The organism is Veronia pacifica (assembly GCF_001707825.1).
GTDB lineage: Bacteria > Pseudomonadota > Gammaproteobacteria > Enterobacterales > Vibrionaceae > Veronia > Veronia pacifica.
The window spans coordinates 65,927-86,923 of sequence record NZ_LYBM01000005.1; the positions used below are offsets into that span (position 1 = coordinate 65,927).

Sequence of the window (20,997 nt, forward strand, 5' to 3'; positions counted from 1 at the left end):
TGGAGTTCCGAGCCACTTTTTATTGGTCAATAAGTTACCAGAATTAGGGGTGTAATGTGTCACATATCAACAAAAAACTGAGAATTCACACTCATGTTATGAGAACTGATGGAAATACTGCTATTCTCGCTAAAAACAATGCAGATTTATTAACACTATGAAACTTACCGCTAGTCCCTTTGCACAATGGTTTGTGCAGGGTGACCACTTCAGTATTGCCGTTGGTGAAAACTGCTTAAAGTTAGAGTCAAAAAAAATGTTCGAAACCGTCCCTTTTGCATTGTGGGATGGTCAGTGTCGAATTCGTCGCGGCATATTCTGGGGCGAGCTGACACTTTTTGTCTCACCGTTTGATACGCAGGCAAGAATAATCAGAATTCATGGACTGAACTGGCGGAAACTCGAAACCTTCGCTCAGAGCCTGGCTGAACATCATCGCCTGTGGATGGACGAGCAGAAAATACTGTTGAAACCCATTTTGCCGCAGATCGATGCTTTGCTTGCCGAACTTGATGATGCGCCTTACTACCTCAGGGTCGATGACGTTGCACAATGGCAGAGTAGGTTTCACAAGGTGTTGACAGATTATGGCGTTAGTTTTGCTGTGTTGAATGCTGTCGTACCCGCCATTCATCAAAGAGCACTGGCATGGCTCGAAAAGCCAGACCAAGCCCGTACCGAGAGAAATCAGGCGTGGCTGACCGAAACGCTCTCTATCTGGCAGCCTTTCTTTGACACGGCCGAATCATCACCGCTTAATCAGTCCCAACGACATGCTGTCTTGCAGGATGAGAGCCATAATCTCCTTTTGGCAGGTGCAGGGTCGGGTAAAACCAGTGTGCTTACTGCTCGCGCAAGATATCTTGTTGCCAGTGGTCAGGCTCAACCCTCAGAGATCTTGCTCCTAGCGTTTGGCAAAAAAGCGGCAGAGGAACTGAAACAAAGGTTGGGCCAACCTGAGATGAAAGGGATTCAGGTGGCGACGTTTCACAGCTTTGCATTGGAGACTATCAGGAAGCTGACGGGCAAGGCACCTGACATTTCACACCTTGCCAGTGAGGACTGCAGCCGCTCAGCTTTCATTACCTTGGCGCTTTCCGAACAGTGGCAGAATAAAACCCAGCTTAACCGATGGAACAAGTACTTTTCTGAATGGCCTCTTCCCGGGGTTGATAGAGATGGCGAACTGGTTAAGCAAGCGCACTCAGAAAAGCTTCATCAGTGGATTTGGCGAAGGCTCAGTTTGTTGTTACAGCAGAATGAGAGTATGACCAAAGTTAAACAGAACATAGACTCAACAGATAAGCAGGCTAATGCGGAGTTCGGTCTTATCGCCCCTTTGGTTAAGGCCTATCAGGACGTGCTGAAAAAAGAGGGGACGACCGACTTTGACGGATTAATCCGTCAGGCAGCGAAACTGCTACAGCGTAAACATGGTGCGGATGTCAGTGGGATTCGATTTATCATGGTCGACGAATATCAAGATATTTCCCCATTGAGAATGACAATGCTGGAAGCCCTGTGCTGTGCAAAGAAAAGCCGAACGCCTTCTCTGTTTGCTGTCGGTGATGATTGGCAGGCAATATACCGCTTCACTGGTGCTGATGTATGCCTGACAACCGATTTTTCTGAGCGGTTCCCAGATGGAAATATTAGCTACTTAGATACCACTTATCGCTTTAACAATATGATAGGAGAAGTCGCGAATCGATTTGTCTGTCAGAACCCACTACAGCTTGAGAAGCCGCTGAATAGTATCAAAACGCAGAAGAAAAAAGCCGTGACTGTGATTGGAGAGGGAAATGAGGCAGACATTATGGCAGATCTGTCCCAGCGTCATCAATCTGCCAGTGTTCTCATCATTGGTCGTAATAACAGCCATAGACCGACCCAACTGGCGGATTGGCAATCTCGCTTCAGCAACCTTGATATTGATTATTTAACCGCGCACGCAAGCAAGGGCAGGGAAGCGGACTTTGTCTTTGTCGTAAATGTTGATCAGGATGTTTTCCCGCCACGAGTCAGAAATGAGGCTATGCTGGATGCGCTTTTGCCGCAGCAAGATGTGATAGAGGATGCTGAGGAACGGCGGCTATTTTATGTTGCGCTGACAAGGGCTAAGGAGCACGTATGGTTGAGCTGTTCACCTGATAGGCCTTCCCCTTTTGTTTGTGAATTAATTGACGAGTGCTATCCAGTGCTCAAGAAGTTAGCTGGGCTGACAAAGCGAAAGGTTCAGACTGTTCTGCAGGGTGAAGACGTAGAGTTGGCAAGTACCAATGATGGTTGATGCTGCTTACTTTTTGAATGCCAGCAATAAGCTGAGAGCTTCTCCTGGATCGAAGGTGACGGATGGATCGTCGCTGAAAAAAGACTGATGCTGTGACAATCTGGGATCATTGTCCTGAATGTGATGAAAAGCCATCGGGGTGGCATCAAATGCCCTTTCTGAGATGGCAAGTTTGCTCATCTCACGCACGCCATAATGGCGGTTATCGCGACAAATCTTTTCGTACAAACACACAAGGTGGTCGTTTGGCCCTTCAATTGCCTGAATAAAATCTCCGTCTCTGTAGAGCAACATGCCTGTTACCCCTGTGGATTGATTTCGTTGTCGGATGTCTTCTAATAATTCATCCAACTCGCGGTCAGAGAAAGGATGCTCCGCACTGCTTATGTAAATAATCTGCGTAAGATCATTTTTCATAACACCCTCTGGACATTATTAAACCTAGTTTTTATTTAGAACATAAAGGCTTATAAGGTGATACATCAAACAACTGAGTGTTAAATCACTGCTGAAGGTGGCCTCTATACTTATGAGAATAGTACAAACCCTAATATCTCCTAGCAGTCCTTCATGGTTATTTTTAGACGTTGCCGACCATGAATTCTTTTCAAAGCATGTCATTTAACAGGGAGAATTTAGTCTGAAAAACCGCTCAAATCCCGTGATAACACTCTGTAGTGTCGCTTAATAAAGGATCAGAAAATAAAGATATATTGCACATTTTGTGACATTGCGCAGCTCTTTATATCGACCTTGCTAATGATAATCATTATCATTAGCGTCTTTGGTGTCCGTTAGGTAAATATCATGCCAGATTCAGACTACATCAAGCGAATGGACGAATACCGCAAAGCTTTCGAGTGTGCCAATACTGTTCTTACTTTCCGGTTGGTAGCAATGAAAAGCGGTAAGCCGGGAATTTGTAAATTAAAAGATTTGATTACTGCAAGCCTCGAACTCGCCGGTGTCTGCCATCACTACGATGACATCTTGAGGCACTACGAGTTGTTGATTTGGTTACATCATCAAATTGCTTTGTATCATAGGCTGGATGAGGCTGGGCCTGGGCTGCAAATGATATGCCGTGTAGAAGCCAGACAGATAGCCGATAAGATTAAAGATCTTGAACCCATCCTTAACGAAAGTCACATTGCTCCGTTTATTGAGTTGTTGGAGCCTGAGAGGGAATACGAGCTCAAGCCTTAATTGTGGGGACTTCGTCAAGGTTATATCTGCCAATTTTCGGTTGATTATTGTCAGTCAACGAGTGTGATACCCAGACTCGTCAATAAGTTAACCGCCTCATCTCGCGGCATTACGGTCTTGTTAAGATGATTGATTTTAAGATTGATATCGAAATTGACAGACCTCTCTAGATCGCAGCCCTCTAAGTTTGTTTGTTCGAACTTAGCATCACTTAAATCGCAGCCGTTTAGCTTTGCACTGACTAGGCTAGCGCCGCGGAAATCAACATTATGCATTCGACAGTCGCTAAATATTGCTTCACCCATATCCAATTCAAAAAATGAGGACTTGTTAAGTACGCACGCGATAAAGCGTAGTTGAGAGCCAGAATCAAATGGCGTCCACCTTGCCTGAACCCAGTCAATACCAACCAGTTTACAGTCAGAAAATTCTACATTGCTCAGACGGGTTTGTGAAAAGGTGACAAGGCTGAGATTGCACCTCTCAAACCTACAGTCAACAAGACGGCAGTGGTCCAGTTCGCACTCACTCAGGTCGCACTCAACAAAAGTACAGGATTCAAATTCAATATTTTTTAAGCGATTGAAGCTGCAGGAAAGCTGGAAGAAATTCTGTTCTATGTACTCTTTGTGACTTCCTATCCGTGACACTGTGATACCCTCCTGACTGTATTGGAAACGATTCTTTAAACGTATTCGCTGATACATAAAAGTGCGCCAATCAGTAGAATAACTGACTGATATGATGCAATTAAGTCAGGATAACGTGTTCCTCAAAAAACTCTTCCATCCCGTTCTTCGTCAGGTATCTATTGTCACCCTCCCCATTTCAGCGGCAGTCTAAATTAGAGATTTTTCACGTGCCAGATATTTGGTGATTTCCTTCGAGCAGTGACGTTTGGGGTATGGAGACGGTCTCAATTTTTACGTATTAATAACATTGGACAAATCTTAGGAACTATATTGAATTTTTTGCGGTGAATTAACCTGTCAGCGTCTCTAAATGGAAGCTTAAATTTGTGAAATTAATTAAATATCTGAACGATCACTTCATTACTCAAAGTGAATTGCTTGAACTCTCTAAGGTGACTGAAGAAGAGCTGATGAAACTTCAGCATCGGCGTTTAATGCCGCAGTGTTCTTACAAGCTGAAAATAAACGTGGAAAGTGACTCTTTTTTTGGTGCTTACTCCGAGCATCAAGAGCTGGAGTATTATGCAAAAGGCTATATTTCTTGGGTAACAGCGATTAAAAGACTCCAAAGTAGTAACGACGCTTATTTACTTTTTGCATCCCGTTACAAAGCGGCTTTAAACAACTTAAAGAGTGATGGGTTTGTAATAAGCGACCACAAATTCAATGAAGGTTTAGAGTTACATATCGAAGAGCAATGGGCGCATTTTTTAAATGGTACCTATGGGCTCTGCACTAAATCTGGTTTGCCAGAGGATATAGCGGCTAAAGCACTTGCGACAACAGAGATTAATGAACTGACTGAATGGTCTGATTTAGATGAAAAGCAACTGAGTCGTCTCGAACGGGCCGTTAATCTTTTGGACTCTGCCAGTTCCTTATTTGCGCCTCATGAGAGGCTAAAAAGCTCACGCCATCGTCTGGTTGATGACGTTCGACGTGAGTACAAACTAGACATCTAACAAACGGTCCGACCAAAGACAGAAAAAAGCAGAGTTACACTCATTTGGCACTAACTCTAGCTTGGTACTTTTGTGTGAGTTAAGCCAGCGATTTATAGGGTTTGCTTCCACCGTTTTTAAAGGGGGAGAGTAATACTAAAAACGTTCAATCTGTCGTCCCGTAACACTCGCCTTAAAATACAGTACTGTTGCTTTCTGTTCGCACCAGAAATTTACAAAGGTAGTTATATGCCTGAAACAGTAAGGCCCGAACAAACGGGCCTTGGTTTGATTGTGTCGAAGGTGCTATCACGGACGTTTTTTATATAACTACTGTCATCTTAATAAACATCACGCACATAGCGTTTTTGTTTCTTGAGATCATTGACGTAGCTCTCGGCAGCTTCTGCGCTCATACTTCCGTGTTGCTCGATAACTCTGTGTAGTGCCTTATCTACGTCTTTCGCCATCCGGAATGCGTCACCGCAGATAAAGAAGTAGCCTCCGCGCTCTAGCCATTCAAACAGCTCTTTGCCGTTTTCTTCCATTCGATCCTGCACATATACTTTTTCTGCCTGATCGCGGGAGAAAGCCAAGTCTAGGCGGGTGAGTAGGCCATCCTGTTGCATTTGCTCGATTTCGTCCTGATAGATGAAATCGGTATCCCGGTTTCTGTCACCAAAGAACAGCCAGTTATCACCATTGGCACCTGTGGCTTTTCTCTCTTCGAGGAAAGCACGGAAAGGCGCAATACCTGTACCAGGACCAACCATGATCATTGGCGCATCATGATTTTCTGGTACAGCGAAGTGTTTATTAGGAGCGAAGTAGCATTTGACGGTCTGACCCTCGTCGGCAATGTCTGACAGGAATGTCGAGCAAACGCCGTTATGGTCTCGCCCATGACTTTCGTACCTGACGTTACCAATCGTCAGATGCACCTCCTCCGGGTGATAGTTGATGCTGGACGAGATGGAGTAAGCACGCGGTGCCAGTGGTTTACATAAGCCGACAAACTCTTCTGCGGTCATGGCTGTGTCTGGAAAGAGACCGAGTAAATCAACCGTATCTTTGCCCCACAAATAGTCGTTTAACTTTTCAGTATCGTTAAGCATTAAAGCAAGCGACTTGTCATTGCTGTGTCCTGCAAGGTGGGCGAGAAACTCTTTACTGGGAAGCCTTATCTCAAGATGTTCTTTGAGAATGGTATGTAAAGTCAACGGCTGGTTATCGAAGTTGATTTCTGCGTCAGGACTGCTGTTTAACCGAGCTATCAGGTCAGTCACCAGATCTTCTCTGTTGATCGGAATAATGTTCAGCGCGTCGCCAGCTTCGTAGTGTTCTCCGCTACCTGCCAAAGAGAATTCATAGTGGAGAGTTTCTTTACTCGACCCATCGGAGGTCAGGCACTTTTTGGTAAGCAGTTCAGCAGACAGTGGGTTTTGTCGGTTATGCTTGGGCTTATTCTTTTTACTGCTGGTCGTTGCAGGTTGAGAGGCGGCATCCGCAGGACCTGCATTGCCTCGTTGAGCAATTTCAGGCAAGGTCGCATCCATCCACTCGCTGGCTGGGGTGTCGAAATCGATATCACAATCAACCCGTGTGGTCACTCTCTGGCCACCAAGCTCTTCAAGCCGCTCATCCCACTGAATCCCTGCCAGACAGAAGTCGTCATAGTTGGTATCGCCCAGCGCCAAAACTGAGTAGTGGGTATTGGCGAAACTCGGCGCATCGTCTGCGCTGATAGCGTCCCAAAGGTTTTGCGCATTATCTGGCATTTCGCCTTCGCCATAGGTACTGGTGACAACCAGCAGACGTTCGTTCTGAGCCAGTTGATTGAGGTCAGCGTCATCCATGTCGAGCACGGTTGGCGTCAGCCCCGCTGATTTAGCCTGCTCTGCCGCTGTTTCAGCTACGCTTTCTGCATTTCCGGTTTGTGAGCCGTAAATAATTGTGATTGGTCTTACCGCGACCTGCTGCGATTGGGCTGGGGCCTGATTTTCTTCCTGAACCAGCAGCTTGGTATGTAACCCGGCGAGAAAGCCGCCGAGCCATTGTGTCTGTTCGCTGTTAAACGGAATATCCTCGGGTAGATAAGGTACTTTTTGTGTGTTGTCTAATTTCATCGTTAATCCATTCTCCTGATAATTAGGCAGCGTCACGCATGACCTGACTGAGGACGTGGCAGTAATGACTGGCCAGCAGTTGTTCAAATGCAGGGTATTGTTCTAGCTGTTGTCGAATCTCCCTGTCTCTCTCAATAATCCATACGCTGGTTCCCCATGCTCGGGAATCCCAGACTTCACGTTTTGACATCGCAGATTTGTAATCATCAACACGTTTCTGTGCGATCAAACAGGCCAATGCTGCATCGTCATAGTCAGCCAGTGCAGCTTTGGCATCTTTCACAAGAACATCAATCAGTCTTTTATCTTCAGTATCAAACAGGTAACGACAGGCCTGAGTTTCCGTCGCCCCTCGCTTGAGAAATTCATCTGCTTGTCTGGCGGTTTCAAGACCACGCCTTAACACGCCAGATGCATTGACATACTGGCAGATCAAATCGGTGTCTCTATCTCCATATCTTGGAACTTTTCCATCAAATATTGAGATCCCCTGAGCTTCATGGTTGGCGTACGCCTCTTTTATCCGGCTGATATGGAGACGGGAAAAATATTGGGAGAGCTCTTCAACCATACTTTTTCTGTCCATCGCTGCCGAAATAGCATCGCTGGTGTGGTACTTGAACAGCGACAGAGGAATAAGGACATAAAAGTCAGCACTTGCCAGCGCCCAGTTGTGAAGAATCGCTCTGGCTTTGTCTGATCCTGTCGCATTAAAATGCTGGGTAAGGTGGTAATGAAGCGCCTGACGTTGGCCCTCAACCAAACTATCTCCCCCTTTCAGGCTGATTGCTTTGACCGAGTCGTTACTGCAGGACGAGACGATAGCGCCGGACGGGTCGTACTGGAAAGCGGTTCCTCCGCTCATTCCGTTACCAAAGCCTTTTCCGTAGCCACCGAGATTGATCACGGCACCATTTGTCATATATTCGCAGCAGAAGTCACCCACGCCTTCAACAACAGCGACAGCCCCTGAATTTCTGACACCAAATCTGTCGCCGGCTTCTCCTTCTACAAACAGCTCGCCGCCGGTAGCGCCGAACAAGGCGAAGTTTCCTATGAGTACATTGTCGCCTTGACTGATGGACTGCCCGCCAGGGAACTGAACGATGATGCGTCCACCGCTTGCGCCTTTGCCGACTCCATCATTACAGGTGCCGATATGACGCATTGTCACTCCTGAATTATTGAAGGCAGCAAAACTTTGACCAGCGGAATCACGGGTAATGATTTCAACACTGTCCGATGTCAGTATCCGACGGCCGTTTTCGAGGGTGTGAACAGCAGGATGCTGAGACGCATCCTTGTCAGTGAGACGATAATTAAGAATACGCTCAATATCGATAGAGAACTGCCCGCCTACTGTTTTATTGCAGTTACAGAGACTTGGCCCCTCAAATTGTATCGTTTCGTTATTAGTGGAGAAGAAGCGATCTTCGACCGTCTCGATAAAACCATCGTCAGGTTTGAAACACGCTTCGAGACAAATAGGATCCTCAATGTGTTTTGTGTTTGCCTTGGCCAGCAGGCCTGTCATATCGAGTTGACCAATCATCTCTGGATGGTTGATAAGGTGCAACAGGTGTGTTTGACCGCATATCGCTTCCAGTGATGTGTAGCCAAGACTCGCGAGAATGTGTCTGACTTCATGTGCCACATTCATAAAATACTGAGCCAGCGCGCGGGGATCGCCGCGATATAACTCAGGGTTGGTTGTCAGACCCGCAGGACATTTTAAGTTACAGTTTTTCGCCATGACACATTTAAGCATCATTAACGCGGTTGTCCCGAACTCAAAGGAATCACCGCCAAGGATCGCCGATTTGACGACATCTATCCCTGTTTGGTGAGCATTCGAGCAACGCAGTGTCACCTTGTCACGGAGTCCATTTTCCGCGAGCGCCTGATGAACCTCAGCAATACCGATATCAGCTGCTCTACCTGTGTTCTTCAGGCTGGTAACCTGAGCTGCACCTGTTCCGCCAGTATTACCTGCAACGTTGATAACATCAGCACCTGCTTTCGCCACACCGACGGCAATCGTACCTATGCCTTCTGACGACACCAGTTTTACAATCACCCGCACACGTGCGGCTTTGGCGTCATGTATCAGTTGCCCAAGATCCTCGATGGAGTAGGTGTCATGGTGTGGAGGTGGTGATACTAATTCAACGCCCGGTGTTCCGCCACGAGCTGCGGCAATTTCCACATTGACCTTTGGGGAGGGGAGCTGTCCACCCTCACCTGGCTTAGCACCTTGGGCGATCTTTATCTCAATTTCTTCCAAAGAGGGATCGGCAAGGTAACCCGTCCACACCCCAAAACGGCCAGATGCAAACTGTTTAATCCTACTGGCTTTCACTGAGTTGTAGCGGCGGGAGTTTTCTCCACCCTCTCCTGAGTTACTCATGGCTCCGGCTATGTTGGTTCCGTGAGCAACGGCCTCGTGTGCTCTTGCGACCAATGCGCCATGGCTCATCGCCCCTGACGCAAACGCAGCTGTGATCTGATGGGCGGGTTGCACATCATCAAGAGAGATTGAGTTGGGTGGTGGACTGGTGTGGGTAAAAAACGTTTTCGCTGTACCATGAGCGTTCAGCTGAATGCCACGGGTGCCGACATCAACACCGACCAGATCACTGCCGAACACCTGCTGTAGCGCAAATGCCAGCATAGGATGGCGCGCTCTTGGCTGCTCGTGAAGTTGCAGTAACCACTTATCGCCGCCGACGGATTCGACAGAGAGTCCAGCCAGTGAAACTTGGGGTGAGCCACGGAAAGAAATGCCGCTGAGTGTGGCTACAAAATCGTCCTCGGTCTTGCATTGTGACAGGTCAACGGGCAGCGCCAACACGTCACGCAAGGTGGCGGGACGCTGTTTACGCTCTTCATAAATTCGCTCCGTAAACTCTCGATAGACCTCTGTCATTGCAAAAGAATCAATTTGCTCGGGAGTTCTGGCTTCAAAACCAAGGTCTTTATAGCCTTCGTCTTCAGGCAATAAAAAACCGCTTTCATCCCACTCGGATGCATCTTCTGCAGCATACTGGATGGGTTCTTCCGTTAAGGCGACAAACTCGCGGGTGGTTAGGTTTCCGTAACCGTGTGCGCCGCCCTCAGCACGCTCTTTGAACAATCCCAGCACTGGGATCTGATTTTCTGCTTGAATCTCAAAGACTTTTTGATGCCATTCGATAGCACTTTCCACTAAGTCAGCAAACTGAGCACCGCCAACAGGTGAATGGATGTTTGGAAAAAGAGCTGCCAGAGGTGGATCCTGAGTATCTAAGAAATTTGCCTCGAAAAACTCGCCGCCGATATAACTCTCGGCTGTACACAGGCCAAATTTACCCATGGTCTTCATCAGTGCTTTTTCAACGGCCTTTTGATAGGTTTTGAGTGCTGTTTTCACACCCTCAATGTTACCGTACAGCTCCCAGGCCCGGTTGAAAACAGTCACCGGGCAGACGGCAGATGCACCAAAACCTAGTAGGCTGGCAATGTCATGGGTGCTGGAGGCCTGGCCTGTTTGATAGATAATACTGGTTGAGAAACGTAGCCCTTTATCGATCAGACGTTGGTTAACGGCAGCTATTACCAACATTGCAGGCAGTGCCGCTTTTTTATGGCTTACATGTTGGTCAGTCAATACAATAATATCATGTTGAGAAGACGCCAGTTTCTCAGCCTGGTCTGCAACGTCATCCAGTGCGCGTTGCAAACGCTTAACGTTGGTTTCATCGCCTTTGGCTGCCTTGAGGTCAGGAATAAAAAGCGTATCGATATGCCCGATCTTCAGCTTGTCCTGCTCAAGGATCTGTACCATTTGCTGGGGTTGCAATATGGGTGATGGGATGACTAACTGAACATTGGTCGTCGGGCTGATGTTTGGTTTCGGTCCCAATGCCACTCTTAATGTCATGCCATCTGCTTCGCGAATACTGTCGAGAGGCGGGTTGGTTACCTGTGCAAAACGTTGGCTGAAGTACTTGGATACACCGCCTTCAATGCCTGACAGTGCATTGGGCGTTAAGCCGTATCCCATGGCAGAGATTTTTTCCATACCCGTTTGCAACATCGGATCGAGCATAAACTTGAAACTTTCTTGGTTCATGCTGTAGGCAACATGTCTGGCCGCAGGTTCAAGGCTGGAAGAATTATCGAATTGCGACACGTCTGCATCTGGTAAATCAGATAACAGGATCCGTGCTTCACTCAGAATTGCGCTGTAATCTTTCTCAGCAGCAAGTCTCTCCAATATTTGATTGGTGTAGAGGGTTTCTTTGGTCTCATGGTTAAAGACCACCATACCGCCAGCCTCAATACGTCCTCGTCTTATTACTTCATCATGAGGAAAATCTATCTGGCCTGCCTCACTCATAACAGCAAGGTAATCACTTGTTTCCACTGTTCTCAGAGGGCGAAGGCCCAATCTGTCGAGGCGGGCACCTATTTTAACACCATCGCCAAATATGAACGCTGCGGGTCCATCGTTTTTCTCTTCATACAAAGAAAAATACTCAAGCATATCCCGGACATTGTCTGGCATCTCATGGTCGTTTTCCCATGCTGGTGGCATCATGGCCAGTGCCGCCACGTCAATGTCCATTTCGTCTTCCGTCACCCGGCGGGCAAGGGTCTGGTCAAGTCTGGCTGAGTCTGATTGGCCTTTTGGAAAGATAACTTTTTTGTTGTGCAGTCTGGCTATTGCAGCTTCACTGAGGCGATTTTTTCTGTCAGTGTTCAATTCACCATTGTGAGCCATTCGTCTGAATGGTTGTGCGAATACCGGGTTTGGGGCGGTATTGGTGGAAAAACGGGTATGAAAAAACAGCGTGTGAATTTTGTGTGACGTATCCGTGAGGTCGCAAAAGTAGGCGACGACTTCCCAACTGTTGAGTCTGTTTTTCAATACCTGCGTGTGGCTGCTCATCGAGAGTGGATAAAGACCCTCTAACTCTGGATGGGTAAAAGCTGGCTGCTCAATGTCGAGCAGTGCCAAGTTGATAATATGTTCAAAAGAAGCGCGATTTCTGACGCTTTTAGGCTTGGCGAATACGCATTGTTTGATAGGAAGTTGCGCAGCTGCGCTGCACTTGTTTAACACATCATTATTGACCGGGACATCTCTCCAAAGAAGAACATTGAGCTCGTACTTTTTGAGGGTATCTACAATGATTTGGTGCGCAATTTTGTGTTGGTTTTTATCGACAGGATAAAAAAAGTTAGCAACACCAAACTCTCCAAGCTTTAAACTTGGTTTTTTGGTCAGCTTTCGAAAGAAATTGAGTGAAATGTCAATATTAACCCCTGCACCATCGCCTGTACCGTCTGCGCTGATTCCTCCGCGATGCGGGATCATACAAAGACCCTGATGGGCATGCTTCAGTAAAGTATGGGTTTGCTTGCTGTGTTTGTGGGTAATGAAGCCGACACCACAACTCGAATGCTCACTATTTCTATCGAATAAATAACGTTTCATAATTTTTATTGTCCATATATTTGTAAGCCGAATAACCACCTTGTTATCAAATAACCTTGAATGTCGTCACTTTCACTAATCGGCCATCCAGAATAGCTAGATAGCAATACTTATGCAAATAGTAATTATTATCATTACATATTAGGTTGTTAATTCTATAGGATGGGGGTGAGGTGGATTTTTGCTGATGAAATCAGCGTTGAAGGCAAATTATCATCTGTTTTTGTGTTAACGTTCTGGATTATACCTCTACAGATATAAAAGAATTTTCAGGGTATTAGCGGGTAATAAATGTGCATATGGTGAATTTATATTCTGTTTTTTGTGCTATTTATTCTCTGTGGTGTTCGGCTGCTATAAGGGGATGTCAGTGGCTGTTAGCTTTCATCTGTGGGGAGTTGTTGCACGTAAAGTACTGAACACGTTATATCGTGCAGATGGAGGTAGTTTAACCATCGAATCTGATGATGCTGAAGACTGTCGCCCGGACCTTTAACTTCGACAAAAGCGTGGTTGTCACCTTTAGTCATAAACAAGTCTGCGTGGCCTTTTCGGTTTGTTCGAGGATCAAAAAGCAGGCGTTGAAAGCAGGCGACCCATTGCTTGGGAGATAAGGCCGGGATCGCAGCGTCAAGAAGCTCAGGTTTCACATACTCCCAGACTATCCAATCATTACTCAGACCGTATTTTTTCTGATACACATCAAAAATGAACGTCAGTCCACCATTTTCAATGTCTTGTAATCGACAGTTGATGGAATATTCCCGATTCGCGTAAAAGGAGCCGTCATACATATCTCGTGGTGAACGTTGGAAGGGATTGAGAAACGCGCCCTCTACCGGGCTGAAAATTATATCCCAGAATGCCAAGCCAAATACGGCATTGATCAATAAGTTTTCGCAATACCAAACTTGCCAGCCATGAGATTGAAAGTGCTCGGCGACACTTCTCTCGACAGAACGGCCGATATCGAGTGTCAATGTGTCAGAGGAAAATGCTGGCGATACTTTTTCTGGTGCCTCTAGTTCAATCTTCTTCACTAACTGGCGAGCAATACGGCCTGCCGTTTCATGTTCTTCTTCGTCTTTTGGCGCGTTCAGCATGTTCGCAACAATGTTGGCTGCCAGTGAATATTCTTTCTGTTTTATCAGTATGCGAGCTTGTCTTTCTCTTGACGGCGGTAATTCTGACTGACGATAGAATGTCAGCGCTTGCCCTAAGTGCGTCTGACGCTCTAATTCACGACCGATTCTATTCATCAGTCGCTGCCGCTTTCTTTCGAGTGGTTGCCAGTTGAAAGCGGTGGAAAGTTCACTATTTGCAACATTATCAGCGATATCACGCATTTTATCTTTGTCTTTTGCGACCCCTGCCAGCCAGAACTGTTCAGATAACGCCGACAGAGCAAGCCAGTTCTCGATATGCTCTCGGTGTTGGAATAAACGGACATCCCGAGATAAGTCGGTTTGTTCAAAAATATGAATACCAAGATCGCCGAGGACAAACTGACTGAGATCCTGATGAGCATTACCGAAAAACAACAACAGGAGGATGGGCATGATCGTATGATTTTTCAGGCTAACACACAGAAATGGCAGGTTAATCTCAGGCTTGTGATTGAGCATGTAGTCAACAAAAACTTGCTTTTTGGCTTGTTTCTGTATGCCAGAATCTGGAAGAAGAACAATCAGCTCCGGCTTTGTCAGTAGCTCGCAGCATGCTTCCGGCGGGGGAGTGTGCGTTATATTTACAACTCCTGCCAATTGAAGCTCTTCGAGCGTTTTGTCAATGTCGTCAATCTCTTGATAACTGATTTTATCTCTGCGAAACCAATCACTCCGTCGAGAGAGAAATCGGACTGTCAGTGCTTTCCCATCCCGTGATAACGAGGCATAGCTCTCTAACCACTGCTGTTCTTCTGTATTGAGTAAATCGAGGTACTGACGAGATACAAAATCAATCAGAGTTTCAAAGTTACTGAGGTAGTAGAAGTCAGGAAGAACGGGTGGGGGAGTGGTCGTTATCATATCTGGTCTGATAGTAGGGTCTGCTTAAGACAGTATTCATCGAGAAGTGAATGTTTGGTTTCGTACATCCGATACTTATACGCTCACACAGGCCAATCGCTCAATTAGCCTGTGTAAGAAAGTATAAATCAGTGCCAGTGTTTGCACTTACTGGTTTTACCTATACCCGGATTAAAGGAGTTGGTCGGATCCAGTTTTTTGTAAAATGACTTTAGCGCATCCTTGGCAAAGTATTCATGGCCTACATTGTGTTCAGCCGGATACTCGGCGCCGCGTTGGTCAAACGTTTCAAGAATTTGATTCTTAACAGCTTTTGCGTCAACGCCTTTTTTCATGATGTAGTTTTGATGCATCACGTGGCAGAACAGATGGCCGTAATACAATTTGACCGCAATCTTTTCTTCTAATTCAGGAGAAAGACGCTCAAACCAGTCTTTCTCATTACGGGGAAAGGCAACGTCTATGGTCATAACAGCACCCAGTTCGTGGCTTCTCATCGCATGCATTCTGCCTATCGCACCGCCGGCGACAAAACGGTGAAGAATGGCTTTTTCACCTTCTTCTTTGGTGCACTCTAAGAAGTCACCCTCGTTGTCTTTGAAGAAATCATTAAAATATGCCTTCGCTTCATCGACACCATCGCCGCTCATTTCGACTATCCAATGGTGCGCGTATTTGTCTCGGTACTCATCGAGCCGCTTGGGAAGGTGATTCGGCCACAAATAACTCAAATACTGCATAACGCGGTCAGAAAATTTGCTGGGAAGAAATTTCATTTTGTCTGCAATACGGTCTACGGTTCTTTTCATCGCAAACATTTTGGGGATGAATTTCGAGCCCAGCTTATTGATCACTAGGAAAGTGTCTTTGCCGTATTTTTTCGATGCATCGTAGCAATCGCGATGCATGTACTCGCCAGAAATTGGCAGGTTTTCAAACTTGGAGAGAATATCCCGGCGAATCTGACCTAACACATTCGGGTCATTGGTGCCGATATAGAAGACCTGATATTTTTCCGGGATCGGATAGGTATCAAGTCTGACAGCAAATACAGCGAGTTTTCCAGCGCAGCCAGATGCCTCATATAAGCGTCGTCCATCATTATTGAAGCGTGAGGGTGTATCGGCTTCTATATCCCTGACTCGGGAGTGATATTCATTATCTGACGCTCGCTTCTCGCCATAAATAATGTCCTCTTCGCGATAGTTCTTTTCTTCTAGGTTTTTTAAGATCTCTTCTGGCGAGTCCCCGAGATGAATGCCGATATTGTTGACCAGTGACAATCGACCTTCCTTGTCGATTTGGGCGTAAAGAGACAATTCAGTGTAAGCAGGACCACGCTGGACCAGCGCACCTCCGGAGTTATTACAAATACCGCCAACAATAGATGCGCCTATGCACGATGAGCCAATAACAGAATGGGGTTCGCGGCCGTATTTTTCCAGTACATCTTCCAGACCGAACAGCGTCGACCCTGAGAGACCAATAATTTGCTTTGCATTATCGATGAGCTGAATGTCGTCAATTCGCATAGTATTGACGATGACAATTGGCCTGTCATAGTCCTTTCCGTCAGGCGTGGAGCCACCTGTGAGCCCCGTATTGGCAGCTTGCATGATCACGATGATATCTGCAGCAACACAGACTTCAAGAATTCGCCAAATCTCAACCAGTGTTCCCGGTCTAGCAACAGCCATTGCCTCGCCCGAACCGAATCTAAACCCCTTACAGTAGGGCTGTTTCTTAGCGTCGTCGGTAAGAATGTATTTTACACCGACAATTGCGCTCAATTTCTCAATGAGAGAAGCCTGCTCTGCGCTGTTAGTCATGAAAATCCCTAATATGTGCAAAGTACAAAGTACTTGAGTAAAAACTAAAAATCCCTAATTCGATTCTACCGGAACATCAAGTCCGAGTGAATATGAATAAAAATGTAACAACAATGGGCATTATTTCTACCACTAAAAAGACTTACGGGTTGTCGCAACTATTGGGCGTAAGACATGAATCCGATTGATAAAATGTCGCAACAAAACGTGACCAGATAAGGGGTAATATCATGGCAGCCATGAAACCACATATCACTTTTCACGGACTATGTCGCGAGGCGCTGACTTTTTATCGAGAGATATGGTGTGGCGATATCAACCAATTATCCACTTATGATGAGTCTCCTGTTGAGTTTCCCAGTCATCTCTCAGGAAGGGTGATGTACGCTGAATTTGATTGCCAGGAAATAAGCTTTCTGGCCTCAGACGGTGTAAAAGACTCTTTACCGCAAGGTTCGGGCGATCTGGCTATTCATGTTTTGTTCAGTAATAAAAAGCGCCAGAGTGATGTTTTTTCTGGTTTGTCTAAAGAGGGGCACATTTACATGCCTTTGGATGATACTTTTTGGCAAATGCGATATGGCATAGTCACCGATAAATACGGAATTAGATGGATGCTAAGTTGTCCGTCTCATTCTTTGTAACAATGCGATGAGTAGTTGAAATGAGACGAGTACGACTATCAGGTTATTGAATAAATGAGACAATCAACGTCGGGCTGGATACACTCTAGTAGCTTATTTGGCATATCTGCATCCGGTCTAATTAGAAAATGATATGCATTTTAGTGAATAATAATGACAGCCTTTTCAAACTGAGGCTGCTGCAAATGATAATACTTCTTTGGGGTGCCCGGTGATAAAAGTTGCGGTTATTGTATTACTTATTCTTATTGGTTTTTTCGCTGTGCGGGAGATGTCAGAACATAATCAATCGCGATTTGCCGTTGGTGTTGGGATATTGATCGCCTGTGGTTTTCTCTATGCGGTGATTGTTGAATTGGCTAGATAGTACGTTTTTTTACCTTGCTTCTAGCTATCTCTCGTTTTCTGCCAATTTATCTTGTTTATTTTCTTGACCTTTAAACTTGTTAAGGGAGAATAAAACGTTGTTTTATTCTCCCTGTGAAACATCATACTTGATGTTTCTTTATTCACTATCTTTTAGAGATAAACCAATGAAAACACCCAAATGGCTTTGGCTAGTTGCAGTTATGCTTGTTTCAGGAGCAACTCAAGCAGATGAATTTTCAGGTTGGTATGTTACAGCTGGTACTGGTTTTGTGACTGGTAAGGTCGGCAGTGATAAGTTCAAAGCCGTTAATAACCCACAGGGGTTTAACATAACAGGGGGCTATCAGTTAAACCGATTTATTGGTGTTGAGGCTGGGCTGCAATCATATGGGAAAATGCGTGTATTGGATCGCACTGCTGACCCACGGAGCATCTCGATTTCTGCAAATATAGGGTATCGAATGGACAATGGCCTTCGACCATTTATTTTGTTTGGTTTTGGTAGTTTTATTCTCAACGAGGTGTCGGCCGGTAAGTCAGAACGCATTGCTGGCAATGATGAAGTGGCAGGATTACATACCGCTTTAGGACTCGAGTATCGAATGGATCACTGGGCGCTTCGAATATCTCAGCACCTTGTTGATGCCAAAATGATGAAATCTGTTGAGACAATACCTTACTTGGTAGAATCAAAGAAGACTGTCGATATTCCTCTGACATCAACTGTTTTGTCTCTGGCATACCATTTTTAATGCGCTTTTATGGTGGCTCATAGCCCCCCGGTAACGTCGATGAATGTTCCTGTGACGAAAGCGGCTTCTTGTGAACATAAATAGGCAATGGCTGAAGCAACGTCCTCAGACTCTCCACCCCGCTGGAGAGGAATTTTTGACGACAGACGACTGACTCTATTTGGTTCACCGCCACTTGCGTGAATGTCTGTGTTGATTAAACCTGGCCTGACACCATTCACTCTAATACCCTGCATCGCTACCTCTTTAGCGAGGCCAACGGTCATAGTGTCAAGTGCGCCTTTGCTGGCCGCGTAATCGACGTATTCATTTGGTGAACCTGTTCGTGAAGCCGCAGAAGATACATTTACGATGACGCCGCCCCCTCCACCATGTTGAGTCGACATTCGTTTGGTTGCCTCTCGACAGCATAGAAAAGGCCCGATGACATTTGTCATCAGTGTCGTGTGAAAGCGGTCAGCTGCAATATCTGCCAAGGCGCTTTGATGAAACAAAATACCAGCGTTGTTGACCAACACTCTCAATGGTGAAGGGTGTTTGTCCAGAAGCGAAAATAATGAGCGAACTTCCTCCTCATCGGAAATATCAGCCCCAAAAATAAATGCATCTCCGCCGATTTGGCTTATTTTTTCTGCTACTGATTCTGCTGCTTGCCTTTGATGTCTGTAGTTGATGCAGACTGTGTGCCCTTGTTTAGCCAATGCAATTGCCGTTGCTTCACCAATACCGCGGCTCGCCCCTGTAACCAATGCCAGACTCTGCATACCATATTCCGTTAACAGACAAATGTGGTACAAATTATCTGGCTTGGGTGATCATTACCACCAAAACTGGCGTTTAATGTATGGCCTGTCGGGAGATTTTGTTTGTCGGCTGAGGGCTACCCGCTGATTTTTACTGAAGAACATAGCCAGCTGATAAAATGTTTCTCGGGCCAGTAAGCTTCGTACACTGGCTGACCAGCTCTTATGTGTTGTAAATTTAATTGCGGCAGCGGCATCTGGGGAGACGTTCTTAATTTTGTCGACCAAAGCCATCGCTTCTTTCATGGGATCATCGCAAGCTTGTGTTACCAATCCATATTTCTCGGCCTTCTCTGCGTCCAGCACCTCAGATGTCAATACAAGTTCATGGGCACGATCGCGATTTACGACGCCACGGAGCATCTCTAAACCAGCCATGTCGGGTATTAATCCCCATCTCGACTCCATGATCGCCATTTTGGCATCTTTGCTGCAAAAACGCATGTCGCTACCCAAGGCGATATTCATTCCACCGCCATAGCATATACCTTCAATCACGGAAATGACTGTGACTGGGAGTCTTTGCCAGCCTATTGAAACTTGTTGAGCAGTGTTGGCATTGCCGGGTAGCCATTTAAACAACAATTTGACGATATTTATCGGTTTTTTTGCGACACCCAGTACATCTAGACCAGAGCAAAAGTTACCCCCGGCTCCACGGAGAATGACCGCCCTCAGTGTTTTTTCCTTACGCAATATTTTCTGAACTTTAATGATTTCATGAAATGCATCCATGTTCAGGGCATTGTACTTATCGGGACGATTGAAAGTAATAAAAGCAACATCATCTTCGATATGCCATTTAAGATAATTCCATTCCAAAGCGCGAACTCCCTATGTGTAATTGCTGATAGTTACTGAGCGAAAATCTTATAATTGGAATACCAGTTTTCTCACTATTGGCTTACCACCACCACTGTCGCGGCGCATATTGTCTGTCTGGTTCCTTTCGATTTCTGGCAATGGCTATACGCCAGTTTTTGCTGATGATAATGGCCATTTGGTAGATTGTTTCCCGCGCTAACAACATCTTTGTTGAAGCATTCCAGCTTTTGTGAGTACTAAGCTTGATGGCTGCTGTGGCATCAGGTGACCGTTCTGCAATTTTGTCTGCCATTTTTCTTGCTTCAGCCAGAGGGTCTACAGTAACGCGTGTAACTAATCCAATCTCTTTCGCCTGTTGTGCAGGTATTTCCATTCCAGTGTGGATTAACTCCAGAGCGACATCTTTAGAGACCAGACCGCGCAAAGAGTCCATTCCTGCCATATCAGGCACCATACCCCAACGTACTTCCATGATCCCCAGTTTTGCATCAGGGCTGGCGTAGCGCATGTCACAGCCCAGTGCTACATTCATCGCTGCGCCAAAACAGACACCCTCTATCGCAGCAATCACGGGTATTGGCATTCTCTGCCAGCCAATACAAACACGCTGTGCCATGTTGGCTTGCCATGGAAGCCATTTAAAGCCAACTTTGAAAAAGTTGATGGTTTTATCCATCATACTGTGTATGTCGATACCCGAGCTGAAATTGTTACCAGCGCCACTCAGTATCACCACTCTGACATCACGTTGCTTCTTTAAGTACTTCTGAACACTATCAATCTCACAGAACAACTCATAATTCATCGCATTGAATTTTTCAGGTCTATTGAGCCTGACATCAGCGACGCTATTTTCGATATTGAGTTGTAAGTACTTCCACTCCATGATGTACACCTTAATCAGCTGGTCAGTCCAGTTTCGGAAAGTAACATAAATATGAAGGAAACGTAAAACGCTTGTTTGATTTTCATGGGGAACAATCTGTACAAAGTATGAACGAGGATGTACGAAAC

General features: G+C 45.8%; 15 protein-coding genes. 6 read left to right on the top strand and 9 right to left on the bottom strand.

The features are described 5' to 3' along the window. The first annotated feature begins 157 nt into the window (after positions 1-157). Positions 158-2,290, top strand: a complete 2,133-nt coding sequence (helD, locus tag A8L45_RS04660) for a DNA helicase IV (protein ID WP_068899741.1) — start codon at positions 158-160, stop codon at positions 2,288-2,290. Positions 2,291-2,296: 6 nt separating this feature from the next. Here the strand turns inward: helD and A8L45_RS04665 are convergent, their stop codons facing one another. Next, positions 2,297-2,707 (bottom strand): BLUF domain-containing protein, encoded by a 411-nt coding sequence (locus A8L45_RS04665; protein WP_068899742.1) that lies wholly within the window; start codon positions 2,705-2,707, stop codon positions 2,297-2,299. Between the two features lie 390 nt (positions 2,708-3,097). Here A8L45_RS04665 and A8L45_RS04670 point away from each other — a divergent pair, with 390 nt between their 5' ends. After that, entirely contained in the window at positions 3,098-3,496 is a 399-nt protein-coding gene (locus A8L45_RS04670) for a hypothetical protein (RefSeq protein ID WP_068899743.1), read from the top strand. Positions 3,497-3,546: 50 nt separating this feature from the next. On the opposite strand, the gene A8L45_RS04675 is transcribed toward A8L45_RS04670, so the two are convergent. Beyond that, on the bottom strand, positions 3,547-4,146 hold the full coding sequence (locus tag A8L45_RS04675; protein ID WP_068899744.1) for a pentapeptide repeat-containing protein: 600 nt from the start codon (positions 4,144-4,146) through the stop codon (positions 3,547-3,549). A gap of 368 nt (positions 4,147-4,514) precedes the next feature. Between A8L45_RS04675 and A8L45_RS04680 the strand changes: the two genes are divergently transcribed. Continuing rightward, complete coding sequence (locus tag A8L45_RS04680) at positions 4,515-5,150, top strand: DUF6058 family natural product biosynthesis protein (protein WP_068899746.1); 636 nt, start codon at positions 4,515-4,517, stop codon at positions 5,148-5,150. A gap of 320 nt (positions 5,151-5,470) precedes the next feature. Here the strand turns inward: A8L45_RS04680 and A8L45_RS04685 are convergent, their stop codons facing one another. From A8L45_RS04685 to dld, 4 genes are all read right to left on the bottom strand, one after another. Continuing rightward, positions 5,471-7,255, bottom strand: a complete 1,785-nt coding sequence (locus A8L45_RS04685) for a sulfite reductase subunit alpha (RefSeq protein WP_068899748.1) — start codon at positions 7,253-7,255, stop codon at positions 5,471-5,473. Positions 7,256-7,277: 22 nt separating this feature from the next. Beyond that, complete coding sequence (locus tag A8L45_RS04690; RefSeq protein WP_068899749.1) at positions 7,278-12,734, bottom strand: glutamate synthase-related protein; 5,457 nt, start codon at positions 12,732-12,734, stop codon at positions 7,278-7,280. A gap of 377 nt (positions 12,735-13,111) precedes the next feature. Then, positions 13,112-14,761, bottom strand: coding sequence for a VRR-NUC domain-containing protein (locus A8L45_RS04695; RefSeq protein ID WP_068899751.1), 1,650 nt, complete (start codon positions 14,759-14,761; stop codon positions 13,112-13,114). 128 nt (positions 14,762-14,889) lie between these two features. Continuing rightward, positions 14,890-16,590: a D-lactate dehydrogenase gene (gene dld / locus A8L45_RS04700; protein WP_068899752.1), complete on the bottom strand. Its 1,701-nt coding sequence runs from the start codon at positions 16,588-16,590 to the stop codon at positions 14,890-14,892. Positions 16,591-16,820: 230 nt separating this feature from the next. Between dld and A8L45_RS04705 the strand changes: the two genes are divergently transcribed. The 3 genes from A8L45_RS04705 (at position 16,821) to A8L45_RS04710 (ending at position 18,355) form a co-directional block, all read left to right on the top strand. Continuing rightward, positions 16,821-17,234 carry a VOC family protein gene (locus tag A8L45_RS04705; RefSeq protein ID WP_068899754.1) on the top strand — a complete coding sequence of 138 codons (414 nt, stop codon included), beginning with the start codon at positions 16,821-16,823 and terminating at the stop codon, positions 17,232-17,234. 211 nt (positions 17,235-17,445) lie between these two features. Further along, a complete protein-coding gene (locus A8L45_RS24405) occupies positions 17,446-17,601 on the top strand; it encodes a hypothetical protein (protein ID WP_175401905.1) in 156 nt (51 codons plus the stop codon). 166 nt (positions 17,602-17,767) lie between these two features. Beyond that, positions 17,768-18,355, top strand: coding sequence for a porin family protein (locus A8L45_RS04710; protein ID WP_068899756.1), 588 nt, complete (start codon positions 17,768-17,770; stop codon positions 18,353-18,355). Positions 18,356-18,372: 17 nt separating this feature from the next. Here A8L45_RS04710 and A8L45_RS04715 read toward each other — a convergent pair whose 3' ends face one another. The 3 genes from A8L45_RS04715 to A8L45_RS04725 form a co-directional block, all read right to left on the bottom strand. Then, positions 18,373-19,119, bottom strand: a complete 747-nt coding sequence (locus tag A8L45_RS04715) for an SDR family oxidoreductase (protein WP_068899758.1) — start codon at positions 19,117-19,119, stop codon at positions 18,373-18,375. A gap of 54 nt (positions 19,120-19,173) precedes the next feature. Continuing rightward, positions 19,174-19,980: a crotonase/enoyl-CoA hydratase family protein gene (locus tag A8L45_RS04720; protein WP_068899760.1), complete on the bottom strand. Its 807-nt coding sequence runs from the start codon at positions 19,978-19,980 to the stop codon at positions 19,174-19,176. 82 nt (positions 19,981-20,062) lie between these two features. Then, positions 20,063-20,869: a crotonase/enoyl-CoA hydratase family protein gene (locus A8L45_RS04725; protein ID WP_068899762.1), complete on the bottom strand. Its 807-nt coding sequence runs from the start codon at positions 20,867-20,869 to the stop codon at positions 20,063-20,065. Positions 20,870-20,997: the final 128 nt, after the last annotated feature.

What these genes read in the sequence shown, in the direction of transcription:
- A8L45_RS04695 (WP_068899751.1), bottom strand. Translation starts at nt 14,761, where the DNA reads ATGATAACGACCACTCCCCCACCCGTTCTTCCTGACTTCTACTACCTC.
- A8L45_RS04685 (WP_068899748.1), bottom strand. Translation starts at nt 7,255, where the DNA reads ATGAAATTAGACAACACACAAAAAGTACCTTATCTACCCGAGGATATT.
- A8L45_RS04725 (WP_068899762.1), bottom strand. Translation starts at nt 20,869, where the DNA reads ATGGAGTGGAAGTACTTACAACTCAATATCGAAAATAGCGTCGCTGAT.
- A8L45_RS04670 (WP_068899743.1), top strand. Translation starts at nt 3,098, where the DNA reads ATGCCAGATTCAGACTACATCAAGCGAATGGACGAATACCGCAAAGCT.
- A8L45_RS04705 (WP_068899754.1), top strand. Translation starts at nt 16,821, where the DNA reads ATGGCAGCCATGAAACCACATATCACTTTTCACGGACTATGTCGCGAG.
- dld (WP_068899752.1), bottom strand. Translation starts at nt 16,590, where the DNA reads ATGACTAACAGCGCAGAGCAGGCTTCTCTCATTGAGAAATTGAGCGCA.
- A8L45_RS04690 (WP_068899749.1), bottom strand. Translation starts at nt 12,734, where the DNA reads ATGAAACGTTATTTATTCGATAGAAATAGTGAGCATTCGAGTTGTGGT.
- helD (WP_068899741.1), top strand. Translation starts at nt 158, where the DNA reads ATGAAACTTACCGCTAGTCCCTTTGCACAATGGTTTGTGCAGGGTGAC.
- A8L45_RS04710 (WP_068899756.1), top strand. Translation starts at nt 17,768, where the DNA reads ATGAAAACACCCAAATGGCTTTGGCTAGTTGCAGTTATGCTTGTTTCA.
- A8L45_RS04715 (WP_068899758.1), bottom strand. Translation starts at nt 19,119, where the DNA reads ATGCAGAGTCTGGCATTGGTTACAGGGGCGAGCCGCGGTATTGGTGAA.
- A8L45_RS04665 (WP_068899742.1), bottom strand. Translation starts at nt 2,707, where the DNA reads ATGAAAAATGATCTTACGCAGATTATTTACATAAGCAGTGCGGAGCAT.